The following is a 14,466-nucleotide window of genomic DNA, read 5'->3' as shown; positions in this document are numbered from 1 at the left end:
AAATCTCTTATCTGGATGTGCTTTAGGTATGTGATTTGAGTACTATAGGATGGATAATGCTAGACTTCATTTGTTTTGGAAAAATACTTGACTTACTTTTGAGTAAATAAATAGTATTTCGTTGAAAATAACCATCATTACTGTCGTATATAACGGAGAACAGCACATCGCAGATTGTATCGAATCAGTGTTGGCGCAAAGTTATCCCGATATTGAATATATACTTATCGATGGAAATTCTACCGACGGTACTTATCATATCGCACAACAGTATAAAGATCAGCTGTCGATTTTGCTTTCGGAGCCAGATCAAGGAATGTACGATGCTTTGAATAAAGGAATTGCTCTGGCTACAGGAGAAGTAATCGGTATTTTAAATGCGGACGATATGCTGGCCAATAACACTGTGATTGCAGAAGTCGCGAAAAAATTTGAAGAAGCAAAGGTAGATGCGCTTTATGGTGATCTAAATTACGTTGCTCCAGATAACATTTCTCGTATTTTGCGTAAATGGCGATCATCTAAAGCCAAGCCCGCTGATTTAGCATTGGGCTGGATGCCTGCTCACCCCACACTATATATAAGAAGTGAACTTTTTAAAAGATTGGGAGGTTATCAGTTAAACTATGGTTCTGCTGCCGATTATGAATTGATGCTTAGATTTCTGTACAAGCATCGTATTTCTTCGGTTCACCTACCAATGCTAATGGTAAATATGCGTAATGGTGGTATGAGCAACCAGTCTTTGAAACATCGTTATGCTGCCATGCAAAATGATTACGCTGCCTTAAGGCATAATCAAATACCGCTTCCCTTACTAGCACTGCTTTTAAAGAAGCTCCGTAAAATAAGGCAATTCTTTTAGTCAAATACCTATTAATGTGGATTGTAGCGTTGGATTATTTTCAGTTGTTTTGAAAAAACACAACTTATTTGTTTAAATAATTCATAAATTTGACTGTCAATCATTTAAGAAAGACATGCCCAAACAACTATTTGAAGAATATCCTTTGATATTCTATGTTTCTATTGTAACGCTAGCATTTTTTCTGGTGAGGTTTTCTATGCCCTCTATTATACACGTTGCGAATAAGCATAAGCTGTTCGATAGTGTTGATTTACACAGAAAAGAGCATAAAGATGGTATCTCTAGATTGGGAGGTATAGGTCTTTTTTGCGGTTTTACGATTACGGTATTGCTGTTTGCCACTACTGTACATTACGAGCAGGCCAATTTTTTAATTGCTTCAAGTATTTTTTTGTTTGCTTTAGGGATTAAGGATGATATTTATGGAGTAAGTCCTTCCACAAAGTTCGGACTTCAAATTCTAGTGTCTTTAATTTTGGTTACACTGGGTGATTTTAAGTTGTCCAGTCTTTATGGAGTATTTAATATTTGGGATGTGGATCCGATTGCTGGAGGTATTTTTTCAATCGCCCTTATTATTTTCATCAACAATGCTTTTAATCTAATCGATGGTGTAGATGGTTTAGCCGGAACCGTGGGCGCTGTGGTGAGTTTTTGCTTTGGAGTGTTTTTTGCATTAGGTAATGATATGGCCTATGCCTTTATTGCATTTTCCATGTTGGGTGCCATATTGGGCTTTTTAGTTTTTAATTACCCACCAGCTAAAATTTTTATGGGCGATACTGGTTCTTTAATCATCGGGCTAGTTTCGGTAGTGTTGGCCATTAAGTTTATTGAAATTAATAAGCTTGGTGCTACGCCAGCGCCTTATTTCTATTCTGCGCCTTCTATTGCAGTAGCAGTGCTAATAGTTCCTGTGTTCGATTCTTTGCGAATATTCTTCATCAGAGTGATTAATAAAAAATCGCCATTTAAAGGTGATCGAAATCATATCCATCATCGCTTATTGCGTTTGGGCCTTAACGCTAAGCAAATTTTATTGGTTACCGTGTCCTTTAATTTAGGGATGATTGCTTTGACGGTGATGTTACAGGATTTGGGTAATTTTGTCTTGATATTTCTCCAGATTGGCGTTTGTGTAATTTTTAACACCGTGCTTACCTATGTGAAAGGTCGGAAACGAACCAAGAACTATACTATTAAGGACGTTTTTTTAAAGGATACCCTTAAGGTGTCATAGTTTCATCTTTATTTAAAAAATAGATTTTCTTTCCCTAGATATTGGCTAGCTTTGCAGCATGAAACCGCGTTGGTTTCAGCTATAATCAAGACCAAATGAAAATTGCCATTAATGGCTTTGGCCGAATTGGAAGGATGTTCTTGCGCACTGTGTTGGAGCGAAATTTCGATGTCATTGCCATCAACGATTTAACTACGCCTGCTACCTTGGCTCACCTGTTCAAATACGATTCCGTACATGGTGTTTACCCAGGCGAAATTAGTGTCGATGAGCAGTATCTCGTGGTAGACGGTAAACGCATCAATATTATTTCTAATTCAAAACCTGAATCATTGCCATGGAAAGACTTGGAAGTGGATTTGGTGGTTGAATCAACGGGTAAATTCGCTAATCAGGCATCTGCCGAAAAACACCTTCAAGCTGGAGCTAAGCAGGTGCTCGTGTCTGCTCCTGTGGCTGACAAAGAGGTGCCGATGGTAGTAATGGGGGTAAATGATCAGGAAGTTGATTTCTCTTCAGCAATACTTTCAAATGCCTCTTGTACTACTAATAATGTCGCACCAATGGTAAAAATATTGGATGATCTTTGGGGAATAGAAGATGGTTACATTACCACGGTGCACTCCATGACGGGTGATCAAAACTTGCATGATTCCCCACATCATGATTTACGTAGGGCCAGGGCTGCCTCTTCGTCCATCATTCCAACCAGTACAGGTGCTGCAAAAGCAATTACGCATATTTTTCCGCATTTAGATGGTAAATTGGGTGGGGCGGGCATTAGGGTTCCAGTATTAAATGGCTCTTTAACGGATTTTACCTGTATTCTAAAAAAGAAAACAACAATCGAAGAAATTAATACTGCTTTTAAGGATGCGGCCGATGGAAGGCTGAATAAGGTTTTGCAATATACCGAGGATCCGATTGTTTCAGTCGACATCATCAATAACCCGCATTCCTGCATTTTTGATGCGCAGTTAACTTCTATTGTGGGCGATTTAGTAAAAGTAGTAGGTTGGTATGATAATGAATCTGGCTATTCCAATCGCTTGGCAGATGTGGTAGAAAAAATTAAATTGAACTATGATTAAGTTTGTTCCTTTAGAAGTGGTTTTGCCATTAAGAAGCAAAATGCTTAGAAATGGTGCGGAATTGGAAACATGTATTCTTCCAACGGATAGCATTGAGGGTATTTTTCATCTGGCTTATTATGTAGACGATAAAGAAGTGGCAAGTGTGGCGACTTTCTTTCCGCAACAAAAGGACGGCAAAGAGGGGAATGCTTATCAACTAAGAGGCATGGCCACCGATAGTCAATTTTTTGGAAAAGGTTATGGTGCAGCTTTATTAAAATATGCAGTTTCGTACATTAAAAATGCAAAAGCTGAGTATATTTGGTGCAACGCACGTAGTTCCGCGGTAGATTTTTATCAGAAACAAGGCTTTCAGATCGCTTCTGATGAATTTGAAATCGCTGGAATAGGCCCACATTATATCATGATTTTAAACCTAATATAGAAATGAAGACAGTAGACCAATTTAATTTTAAGGATAAGAAAGCTATCGTAAGGGTAGATTTTAATGTGCCTTTAGATGCCGATTTCAACATTACTGATGATAAAAGGATGCGTGCAGCATTGCCAACTATTCAAAAAATACTGAATGATGGCGGATCAGTGATTTTAATGTCGCACTTGGGCCGACCAAAAGATGGGCCTAGCGATAAATATTCTTTAAAACATATTTTGGGCGATTTGTCTCGTATGTTAGACCTTCAGGTGAAATTTGCGGATGATTGCATTGGTGAAGATGCCGTTAATAAAGCAAGGAACCTGTTCCCTGGAGAAGTTTTGTTGTTAGAAAACCTTCGTTTTTATAAAGAGGAAGAAAAAGGAGACGTTGCTTTTGCGGAGAAGCTTTCGAAACTTGCAGATGTTTATGTGAACGATGCTTTCGGTACTGCTCACAGAGCGCATGCTTCAACGACTATTATTGCGCAGTTTTTCCCGGATGCAAAATATTTTGGTTACCTAATGGCCGAAGAAATTAAAAATGCAGAAAAGGTGATTCATGGTGCCGAAAAACCATTCACAGCAATTATGGGTGGCGCTAAAGTTTCTGATAAAATTTTATTGATTGAAAATTTGTTGGAAAAAGTTGATAACCTGATTATTGGTGGTGGCATGGCTTATACTTTTGCGAAAGCACAAGGTGGTGAGATTGGCACTTCGTTATTGGAAGCTGATCGTATGGCTTTGTGTTTAGAGCTTATAGAAAAAGCTAAAGCAAAAGGCGTGAATTTAGTATTGCCAGTAGATACCGTAATTGCGGATAAATTTGATAACGAAGCCCAAAAAGATCAAGTAGACAGTGGTCATATTCCTGCTGACTGGATGGGTTTGGATATTGGCTCAAAAACGGTAGAGTTATTTAGCGACATCATTAAAAACTCTAAAACCTTATTATGGAATGGTCCAATGGGTGTTTTCGAAATGGAAAATTTCCTGCAAGGAACTAAAGCTGTTGCCGAGGCAGTGGTAGAAGCTACTAAAAATGGTGCGTTTTCGCTAATTGGTGGCGGTGATTCGGCTGCGGCCATTGCCAAGTTTGGTTTAGAAGATGAGGTGAGCTATGTGTCGACTGGTGGTGGAGCTTTGTTGGAATATATGGAAGGTAAAGAATTGCCAGGTGTGGCAGCCATTCAAAAATAAACAGCAGTTAACTCGCTGTATATAAGCGGTCCTGACTTCAAAGTCTGGGCCGCTTTCTTTTTTTACCACCTTTAAATCTTTGTTTAAATCACTGAAAAGTGGGTTCAGGTGGGAAGAAATGTATGTTGAAAACTTTTTTGTGGTAAAAAGTGGTAAAAAGTGGTAGAAGTGACTTACTTTTACACTACATAAAAAGTGTAGCTACTATAATGAACCAACTCATCGGAGAATTTGATTGCAAATTGGATGCGAAAGGGCGCTTGATGTTGCCTGTTTTGCTGAAGAAGCAATTGCTTGATGTAGAGCGAGATGGCTTGGTTGTGAATCGAGGATTCGAGAAGAATTTGGTCATTTATCCTAAAAAAGTTTGGGATGAAACCGTGGCTGAGCTAAGTAAGCTCAATATGTTCGAACGTAAAAACCGTGAGTTCGTGAGGGCGTTTCAGCGTGGGGCAATGCCGTTGTCGCTGGATGCTGCAGGACGTGTGCTCCTTCCGAAAACATTGGTTGAATATGCGGGAATGGAATCGGATATAGTGTTGGCTTGCCAATTAGATAAGATAGAAGTGTGGGATAAAAAAGCTTACGATAATTTGTTTGATGACGTTCCTGAAAACTTTGCCGCATTGGCGGAAGAGGTGATGGGTGGTAAGCATAAGGGAGGTGCCGATGGAGAATAATTACCATGTTCCCGTATTGCTGCAGGAGTGTATTGACGGCTTGGCGATCAAGCCTGATGGGGTGTATGTGGATGTGACTTTTGGTGGCGGTGGGCATTCTCGAGAAATTTTAAAGCATTTGAACGATAAGGGAGTGTTGATTGCTTTTGATCAGGATCCTGATGCGCAAAGAAATAAAATCGATGATCCTCGCTTTCGTTTTGTGGATCAAAATTTTGGCTATTTAAAAAATAACCTTCGTTTGTTGGGTTACAAGCAGGTAGATGGCATATTGGCTGATTTAGGTGTTTCGTCGCATCAGTTTAATGAGCCTGAGCGTGGTTTTTCTATCCGCTTTGATGCGGATTTGGATATGCGCATGGATCAGCAGCGTCCGTTAACGGCAGCAATAGTGCTCAATACTTATGTGGAAGAAGATTTGCATAAGATATTTGGCTTGTATGGGGAGGTGCAAAATGCCAAATCGCTGGCAAGAACCATTGTGACCTCGCGTTTGGAGAATCCGATACAAACCTTGGCTGATTTTAAAAGTGCGATTGCAGCTCATATCCCCCGTGGGAAAGAGAATAAATATATGGCGCAGGTTTTTCAGGCTTTGCGCATTGAAGTGAATGCGGAGATTGAAGTGTTAGAGCGTTTCCTGGAGCAGTGTGCCGATGTGTTGAAGCCTGGAGGTCGTTTGGTGGTGATGTCTTATCATTCATTGGAAGATAGGCCGGTAAAAAATTTTCTTGCCAAGGGTAAGTTTAGAGGTGAGGTGGAAAAGGATTTTTTTGGAAATGACCAAAAGCCATTCAATGTAATTACAAGAAAGGCAATTGTGGCTGATGAAGATGAGGTTGCTCGTAATAACAGAGCTCGTAGTGCGAAGTTGAGGATAGGAGAAAAGCTATGAATCAGTTTAGGGTAAAAGCAGAGGAGCCGGAAGATGAGCCTATTGAACCCCAAGAAGAACCGAGGTTAAAAGGACCATCGAAAGAAGGAAGTGCGACGGTTTTTTTTAGAAAGCTGTTTGTGGAGGGGGCAGTATCAAAAGAAACAGCAACGGATATGTTGCCTTATTTGATTTTCCTATGTGTGCTTGGGATGGTTTACATCGCCAATAGCCATATGGCAGTGAAAAATATAAGAAACATAGATGGCTTAAGTAAAGAGGTGAAGGAATTGAGTTGGGAGTATAAATCGCTTAAAGCCGATTTGATGTTTAAGAGTAAAATGACCGAAGTGGCGAAGAAGGTGGATACACTTGGTTTGAAGGAATTGATAGAGCCACCAAAAAAAATAGTAGTAGAGGTTAAATAATGAATATCAGGGCAAACATATTGATGAGGGTATACTTAGCTTTCGGGCTAATTGTGCTTTTTGCGCTTGCCGTTTTCGTGAGGTTAATTGATGTACAATTTAGGCAAGGTCATAAATGGGTAGCCATGGCTGATAGCCTGTCGACCAAGGAATTTGATATTGAAGCTACCCGTGGAAATATTTATTCTGTAGATGGTAGTTTGTTGGCTACTTCTGTCCCTGAATATGAGTTGAGAATGGATATGTTCGCTGGTGGTATTCAGGATGATAAGATTTTCAATTCGAAAGTAGATTCGTTAGCGATGAAGCTGTCGGCCTTTTTTAAGGATAAAAGTGCTAAAGACTATTCTCGTTATTTGCGCAAGGCAAGGCAAGATAGTGCAAGATATGTGCTCATCAAACGCAAAGTTTCTTATCAGGACTTGAAAGTTGTAAGGGCTTTTCCTTTATATAACATAGGCAAGCATAGCGGTGGTTTAATGGCTATTCAAAAGAACAAACGCATTTTGCCATTTAAGGCATTGGCAGCACGTACCATTGGATATAAAAATGAAAATGTAAAGAATGGTGTGGGTTTGGAAGGTGCTTATGGTAACTATATTAACGGTGAAACAGGCAGAAGGCTTATGCAGCGTATTAGTGGCGGTGTTTGGATTCCTGTAAATAGTGAAGCAGAGGTAGCGCCTAAAGATGGTGCGGACATTATTTCTACCATCGATATCAATATACAGGATTTAGCACAAAGTGCGCTAGAAAAGCAATTGATCAAAAGTCAGGCGCACCACGGTTCTGTAATTGTGATGGAGGTAGAAACTGGTGAGATAAGAGCAGTAGCCAATTTTACTAAAGTAGAAGAAGGTGTTTATAAAGAGCAATTCAACTATGCTATTGCGGGTAACCAAGATCCGGGTTCAACCTTTAAGTTGGCTTCTTACATGGCTTTGTTGGAAGATAAAAAGGTAGATACCAATACCCTAATTGGAACCGAAAACTATAGACTTCCCGGTGGACATACCATTAAGGATTCGCATGGAAGTGTAGGCATTTTAACGGTGAAAAGAGCCTTTGAACAATCTTCAAACTCGGCGATTGCGCAGCTGATCAATAATAACTATCGTGATAACCCAAAACAGTTTACGGATCACCTTTATAGATGGCATTTGAATGAACTCACTGGTTTGCAGATTCCTGGTGAGGCTAAACCTGTAGTTAAAAATCCAAAAACTTTCAAAAGTTGGAATAAGAATATGACCCTGCCGCAAATGGCATATGGCTATGAAATGCAGTTAACGCCTTTGAAGATGTTGACACTGTACAATGCCATAGCCAATAATGGCAAAATGATAGCGCCAATTTTTGTAAGAGAAATTAGAAGATTGGGCAACCCTATTGAGCAGTTTAAGGCTAAGGTGATGAACGAAAAAATTTGTTCAGACGAAACCCTTTCCAAGCTGAAAGCGATGTTGGAAGGTGTGGTAACCAATGGTAGTGGTAAACAAATTGTTTATAATCCATTGTATAAAATTGCAGGTAAAACGGGTACAGCGCAAGTGGCTGATGCCAATTTAGGATATAAAGCAAAAAGACAATACCAAGCTTCTTTCGTGGGTTATTTTCCTGCGGAAAAGCCTAAGTATTCTATGATCGTAGTAATTAACGATCCGAAAGGTGCTTATTATGGTGCTTTAGTTTCGGGACCTGTATTTAGAGAAGTGGCCGATCGTATTTATGCCAGTGATGTGAATATGTATAACAAGGTGGAAGAACATCTTGCAGGAAACACGGTAGCGCCAGAAGCAAAAGCTGGACAAAGCCAAGCTACCAAAAAAGTGTACAATGCTTTTGGTGTAAAGGCACTTTACGCTGCTAAATCAGAATATTTTAACTCGGTGGACACTAACAATGGTGTGGCTTACGAAGAGAATACACCTGTAAAGGGAGTGATGCCGAATGTCAATGGAATGGGGCTAAAAGATGCTATGTTTTTACTTGGAAATGTAGGTTTAAAAGCTCGTGTAAAAGGAAGTGGAAAAGTGGTTAGCCAGTCTATTCAAGCGGGAAGTAGAATAGGTAAAGGCTTAATGGTGGAGATATTGTTGCAATAGAGGAATTATTGAATGAGAGAATGATTAAATGATGGAATGTTTTAAGTCGCTTAACCTACATCCAATCATTCAAAATTCACTCATTTAAAATTAAAAAATATATGAATTTACAAGATTTACTTTATGGAGTTTCGATCAAAAGCTTAAAAGGTTTGCCTCAGATAGAGGTAACAGCCTTGGCTTTTGATTCTCGTTTGGTGAATCCTGGAACCTTGTTCTTTGCCATTAAAGGTACAGCGGTAGATGGTCACCAATTTATTGAGCAAACCATTGCGGCTGGCGCAAGCGTAATTGTGTGTGAAGAGTTGCCTGGTCAATTGAATGAGTCTGTAACCTATGTAGAAGTTGCCGATTCTTCTGAAGCACTTGGAATTATTGCTTGTAATTTTTACGGTAATCCATCAGCTGATTTGAAATTGGTAGGTATCACTGGCACTAATGGAAAAACGACCATCGCTACCTTATTGTATCAATTATTTAGTGGTCTGAATTACGGAACGGGTTTAATTTCTACGGTTCAAAATCAGATTAAAGATAAAGTGGTGCCTGCCACACATACCACTCCAAATCCAATAGCTTTAAATCAGTTGTTGAAAGATATGGTTGATGCTGGCTGCGAATATTGCTTTATGGAGGTAAGCTCTCACGCGGTGGTGCAGCACCGTATTTCGGGTTTAACCTTTGCAGGGGCGGTATTTTCAAATATTACTCACGATCATTTAGATTTCCATAAAACCTTCGATAACTATTTAAAAGCGAAGAAACAGTTTTTTGACACCTTGCCAAAATCGGCCTTTGCCTTAACCAATGCCGATGATAAAAACGGAATGGTGATGTTGCAAAACACCAAGGCGTACAAAAAAACTTATGCTTTAAAACAAATGGCTGATTTTAAGGCGAAGGTGATTGAAAATAAATTTAGTGGCCTGCATTTAGAAATAGACCAAACCGATGTGTTTTTCAAAATGGTAGGTTCTTTTAATGCTTATAATTTGTTGGCGGCCTACGCTACGGCAGTATTGCTAGAGCAGGATAAACTGAAAGTGTTGACTACTTTGAGCGCACTTTCAGGAGCTGAAGGTCGTTTCGACTACATCGTTTCTAAAACGGGTATTGTAGGAATTGTAGACTATGCACATACGCCAGATGCAGTGCAAAATGTATTGAGTACCATTGCTAACATCAGAAAAGGAACAGAACAAGTCATTACGGTGATTGGATGTGGTGGCGATCGAGATAAAACTAAACGCCCTGTGATGGCTCAAGTAGCTTGTGATTGGAGCGATAAAGTGATTTTAACATCAGACAATCCAAGAACTGAAGATCCACAATCAATTATTAAAGACATGGAGGCTGGCGTTTCGCCAACTAACCAACGTAAGGCCATCAGTATTTTAGATAGGAGAGAAGCTATTAAAACTGCTTGTCATTTGGCGCAACCTGGAGATATTATCCTGATTGCAGGCAAAGGACACGAGAAATACCAAGAAATCAATGGTGTAAGACACCATTTTGATGATAAGGAGATCATTAACGAACAACTAAACCAAATCAGCTAATGTTATATTTATTATTCGAATATCTACATAAACACTACGATTTCCCAGGGTTGAGGTTGTTCCAATATCTTACCTTCAGGTCGTCGCTGTCTATTATTCTTTCGCTGATTATCACTACGGTATATGGTCGCAGAATTATCGACTACCTACGCCTTAAACAAGTAGGTGAGACCGTTCGTAACCTAGGTTTAGAAGGACAAATGCAAAAACAAGGTACGCCTACCATGGGTGGTGTCATGATTTTGATGGGCATTTTGATCCCGACTATTTTGTTCGCAAACATTACCAATATCTACGTGATTTTGATGATCGTAACCACTTTATGGATGGGGGCTATTGGTTTCTTAGATGACTATATTAAAGTTTTTAAAAAGAATAAAGAAGGTTTAGCTGGACGTTTTAAAGTAGTTGGGCAAGTAGGTTTGGCCATTATCGTTGGGCTTACCATGTATTTCCATCCAAATATTGTCGTTCGCCAAACCGTTGATGAAACGACGAAAATAGATACAGCGAAAGTGCAAAGTGCTGCACCAATGGTATTGCGTAAAAAAGGCGAAGCTTATTATTATACACAGGATGTAAAATCGACGAAAACCAATATTCCTTTTTACAAAAACAACGAATTTGATTACGCAAAAGTGGTGAAATTCTTAGGTGAAGGTTATGAGAAATATGCGTTCATCGTGTTTTTGGCTTTCGTGATCATCATTGTAACAGCAGTTTCAAACGGAGCCAATTTAACGGATGGTATTGATGGCTTGGCTACGGGTACGTCCGCTATTATTGGGATTAGCTTGGGGATATTTGCCTATGTTTCTGGTAACACGGTCATCGCCGACTACCTGAACATTATGTACATTCCTAACAGTGGCGAGCTCATCATTTTTGCCAGTGCATTTGTTGGAGCCTGTATCGGTTTTCTGTGGTACAATTCCTACCCAGCGCAAATTTTCATGGGCGATACGGGGAGTTTAACCATTGGTGGAATCATCGCGGTGTTCGCCATCATGATTAGAAAAGAATTATTAATTCCAATTATATGTGGAGTGTTCTTGGTAGAAGTTTTGTCGGTAAGCTTACAGGTAACCTATTTCAAGTACACGAAGAAGCGTTTTGGAGAAGGGAAAAGGATTTTCCTAATGTCGCCATTACATCACCATTACCAAAAGAAAGGTTATCACGAAGCTAAAATTGTAACCCGCTTTTGGATCATTGGAATTTTATTGGCGGTTATCGCTTTTGTAACCTTAAAACTACGCTAGGATATGGAGAAAAAGCGGATGGTTATTCTTGGTGCAGGCGAAAGCGGAGTAGGTGCAGCTAAACTAGCGCAAAAGCAAGGTTTCGAAGTTTTTGTGTCTGATTTTGGCGGTATTGCCGATGCTTATAAAGCCGATTTGCAGAGAATGAACATTCCTTTTGAGGAAAACCAACATACCGAGGCATTGATTTTAAACGCTGCTGAAGTGGTGAAAAGTCCAGGCATTCCTCCAAAAGCACCTATTGTGAAAGCATTGGTGGAGAAAGGTATATCTGTGATTTCGGAAATCGAATTTGCAAAGCGTTATACTGCTGCAAAAACGATCTGTATCACAGGATCAAATGGTAAGTCGACCATCAGTATGTTGACCTATCATATCCTTAAAAAAGCAGGATTGAACGTAGGCTTGGCAGGAAATATTGGTCATAGTTTCGCAGCGCAAGTGGCCGATCGGCATTACGATTGGTACGTGCTCGAAATATCCAGCTTCATGCTGGATGATATGTACGAGTTTAAAGCTGATATCGCTGTTTTGTTAAACATCACACCTGATCATTTGGATAGGTATGATTACAAAATTGAGAATTACGCCGCCTCGAAGATGCGGATTGTTCAAAACCAAACTGCCGCAGATGTTTTCGTGTACTGTGCCGATGACGAAGAAACAAAGAAGGCCTTGCAAGCCGTCAACATACAAGCCAAACAGTATCCTTTTTCCATTATTGAGAAAGTAGAACCTGGAGCCTATTTAGAAGAGAATACAATTTATATCAACACACAATTAAACAACAAACTAACCATGTCAATTTCGGATCTAGCCTTACAAGGTAAGCACAACATTTACAACTCAATGGCTTCAGGTATCGTTGCAAAAGTATTGGAGTTACGTAACGAAACTATCCGCGAAAGCATGGGTGATTTCAAGAATATTGATCACAGGTTAGAGTTTGTGGCCAAAATATCGGATGTGACTTACATCAACGACTCAAAGGCAACAAACGTAAACTCAACATGGTATGCATTGGAAAGTGTAAATACCGACGTGGTGTTGATTATGGGCGGTGTTGATAAAGGCAACGATTACACCATGTTAAAGGACTTGGTGAAAAGTAAGGTAAAAGCCATCATTTGCTTAGGTAAAGACAACAAACGTATCCACGAAGCTTTTGAAGATGATGTGGAAGTAATTGTGAATACGTTCTCTGCAGAAGAGGCCGTACAGGTAGCTTATCATTTGGCAAAAAAAGGAAGTACGGTGTTGTTATCACCAGCTTGCGCAAGCTTTGATTTATTTAAAAATTACGAAGATCGCGGTAATCAGTTTAAAGCCGCAGTTAAAGAATTATAAAAGAAGTAAAAAGTTCAAAGTAAAAAGACTAAAGTAGAAGAGTTAAAACTTAAATGACCTAAGGTGTCTTAGGTGGCGAAAAATAAAGAGTTGAAATCGGTGAAATCATAAAATCTGTGTAATCAACTAAAGAATAAAAAAATGTTTAACATCAACGCAGTTTTAGAACGTACCAAAGGCGACCGTTGGATCTGGATCATCATTATCCTCTTGTCCATGGTTTCCATTATGGCGGTGTATAGTGCTACTGGAGCTATTGCCTATAAAAAAGGTGTTACGGTAGAAAAATACCTGTTGTACAAACACGTGATTTTCGTGTTGCTGGGTATTGCCATGATTTACATTGCGCATTTGCTTGACTATAAGTACTACGCAGGTATTTCCAAAATTTTGATGATTGTTACCCTACCATTATTACTGTATACCTTGGTTTTCGGGCAATCGTTAAATGATGCATCACGTTGGGTTAAAATCCCAGTGATTAACCTTACGTTTCAAACTTCCGATTTGGCTAAATTGGCTTTAATTACCTTTTTAGCTAGGATGTTAACGCGTAAGCAAGAAAATATTAAAGACGTAAAAAGTGCCTTTATCCCAATTATGGGCTCCGTTTGCGTGGTGTTCATCCTTATTGCGTTAGCCAACTTATCCACGGCGTTAATGCTGTTTGGCGTAAGTATTTTGCTTTTAATTATCGGTCGTATTAGTATTAAACAAATATTGACAGTTTGCGCAGGTGGTTTCGTGTTGTTGCTTTTTGTGGTGTTTTTAGGTCCACGAAGAGAAACATACAAATCACGTATAAATTCATTTTTACACCCAGAGTTACAACACTCTGATAAGACATACCAGTCTGACCATGCTAAAATTGCACTGGCTACTGGCGGTGTGCTGGGAAAGGGACCTGGCAACAGTACTGAACGAAACTTCTTACCGCATCCATATTCCGATTTCATTTTTGCCATTATTATTGAGGAATATGGAACGGTAGGCGGTTTAGCCATTATCGTGCTTTATTTGGTGCTATTATACCGGTGCGTGCGGATTGTGACCCGAAGTCCCAAGGCCTTTGGGGCACTGTTGGCCGCAGGCTTAAGCTTTAGTTTAACCATTCAAGCGTTTGCAAACATGGCGGTAGCAGTAGGTCTAGGCCCTGTAACAGGTGTGCCTTTGCCTTTGGTAAGTATGGGGGGAACTTCAATGATATTTACCAGTATTGCGTTTGGCATTATTTTAAGTGTGAGTAGAGATGTAGAGGAAAACGAAGGAAAAGCAAGCGAAAAAAGTAGCGCCGAAAAAAGTAATAGTAATAAAGTAATTGTAGGTGAGATTCCTGCGATGGCTTAAATGGATTAGCTGATGTGGAGATTAGCTAATTTGATAATGATAGAA

Annotated in this window: 13 protein-coding genes; all 13 read left to right on the top strand. The window is 39.6% G+C overall.

All coding sequences use genetic code 11. The features are described from left to right. Nucleotides 1–121 precede the first annotated feature (121 nt). The 13 genes from DUT70_RS09640 (at nucleotide 122) to DUT70_RS09580 (ending at nucleotide 14,421) form a co-directional block, all read left to right on the top strand. Nucleotides 122–865, top strand: coding sequence for a glycosyltransferase family 2 protein (locus DUT70_RS09640; RefSeq protein ID WP_162926601.1), 744 nt, complete (start codon nucleotides 122–124; stop codon nucleotides 863–865). Nucleotides 866–980: 115 nt separating this feature from the next. Beyond that, the gene (locus DUT70_RS09635) at nucleotides 981–2,108 is read left to right on the top strand and encodes an MraY family glycosyltransferase (protein WP_162926600.1); all 1,128 of its coding nucleotides are present in this window, start codon (nucleotides 981–983) and stop codon (nucleotides 2,106–2,108) included. 95 nt (nucleotides 2,109–2,203) lie between these two features. Next, entirely contained in the window at nucleotides 2,204–3,199 is a 996-nt protein-coding gene (gene gap / locus DUT70_RS09630) for a type I glyceraldehyde-3-phosphate dehydrogenase (protein WP_113647105.1), read from the top strand. Beyond that, nucleotides 3,192–3,626, top strand: a complete 435-nt coding sequence (locus DUT70_RS09625) for a GNAT family N-acetyltransferase (RefSeq protein WP_113647104.1) — start codon at nucleotides 3,192–3,194, stop codon at nucleotides 3,624–3,626. Before gap ends, DUT70_RS09625 begins: the two co-directional genes overlap by 8 nt. A gap of 2 nt (nucleotides 3,627–3,628) precedes the next feature. Beyond that, complete coding sequence (locus tag DUT70_RS09620) at nucleotides 3,629–4,819, top strand: phosphoglycerate kinase (protein ID WP_113647103.1); 1,191 nt, start codon at nucleotides 3,629–3,631, stop codon at nucleotides 4,817–4,819. A gap of 209 nt (nucleotides 4,820–5,028) precedes the next feature. Beyond that, nucleotides 5,029–5,499, top strand: coding sequence for a division/cell wall cluster transcriptional repressor MraZ (gene mraZ, locus DUT70_RS09615; protein WP_113647102.1), 471 nt, complete (start codon nucleotides 5,029–5,031; stop codon nucleotides 5,497–5,499). Beyond that, nucleotides 5,489–6,394, top strand: coding sequence for a 16S rRNA (cytosine(1402)-N(4))-methyltransferase RsmH (gene rsmH / locus DUT70_RS09610; RefSeq protein ID WP_113647101.1), 906 nt, complete (start codon nucleotides 5,489–5,491; stop codon nucleotides 6,392–6,394). The genes mraZ and rsmH overlap by 11 nt, the downstream gene beginning before the upstream one ends. Next, the gene (locus DUT70_RS09605; RefSeq protein ID WP_113647100.1) at nucleotides 6,391–6,801 is read left to right on the top strand and encodes an FtsL-like putative cell division protein; all 411 of its coding nucleotides are present in this window, start codon (nucleotides 6,391–6,393) and stop codon (nucleotides 6,799–6,801) included. The genes rsmH and DUT70_RS09605 overlap by 4 nt, the downstream gene beginning before the upstream one ends. Beyond that, nucleotides 6,801–8,906 (top strand): penicillin-binding protein, encoded by a 2,106-nt coding sequence (locus DUT70_RS09600; RefSeq protein WP_113647099.1) that lies wholly within the window; start codon nucleotides 6,801–6,803, stop codon nucleotides 8,904–8,906. The genes DUT70_RS09605 and DUT70_RS09600 overlap by 1 nt, the downstream gene beginning before the upstream one ends. Before the next feature lie 101 nt (nucleotides 8,907–9,007). Then, nucleotides 9,008–10,465 (top strand): UDP-N-acetylmuramoyl-L-alanyl-D-glutamate--2,6-diaminopimelate ligase, encoded by a 1,458-nt coding sequence (locus tag DUT70_RS09595; protein ID WP_113647098.1) that lies wholly within the window; start codon nucleotides 9,008–9,010, stop codon nucleotides 10,463–10,465. Beyond that, nucleotides 10,465–11,727, top strand: coding sequence for a phospho-N-acetylmuramoyl-pentapeptide-transferase (gene mraY / locus DUT70_RS09590; RefSeq protein ID WP_113647097.1), 1,263 nt, complete (start codon nucleotides 10,465–10,467; stop codon nucleotides 11,725–11,727). Before DUT70_RS09595 ends, mraY begins: the two co-directional genes overlap by 1 nt. 3 nt (nucleotides 11,728–11,730) lie before the next feature. Continuing rightward, nucleotides 11,731–13,074 (top strand): UDP-N-acetylmuramoyl-L-alanine--D-glutamate ligase, encoded by a 1,344-nt coding sequence (gene murD, locus DUT70_RS09585; protein WP_113647096.1) that lies wholly within the window; start codon nucleotides 11,731–11,733, stop codon nucleotides 13,072–13,074. Between the two features lie 141 nt (nucleotides 13,075–13,215). Next, the gene (locus tag DUT70_RS09580; RefSeq protein ID WP_113647095.1) at nucleotides 13,216–14,421 is read left to right on the top strand and encodes an FtsW/RodA/SpoVE family cell cycle protein; all 1,206 of its coding nucleotides are present in this window, start codon (nucleotides 13,216–13,218) and stop codon (nucleotides 14,419–14,421) included. Nucleotides 14,422–14,466: the final 45 nt, after the last annotated feature.

The sequence above is a fragment of the Pedobacter chitinilyticus genome (assembly GCF_003313385.1).
In the GTDB taxonomy this organism is placed as follows: domain Bacteria; phylum Bacteroidota; class Bacteroidia; order Sphingobacteriales; family Sphingobacteriaceae; genus Pedobacter; species Pedobacter chitinilyticus.
This window is presented reverse-complemented; position numbering and strand designations above follow the sequence as displayed.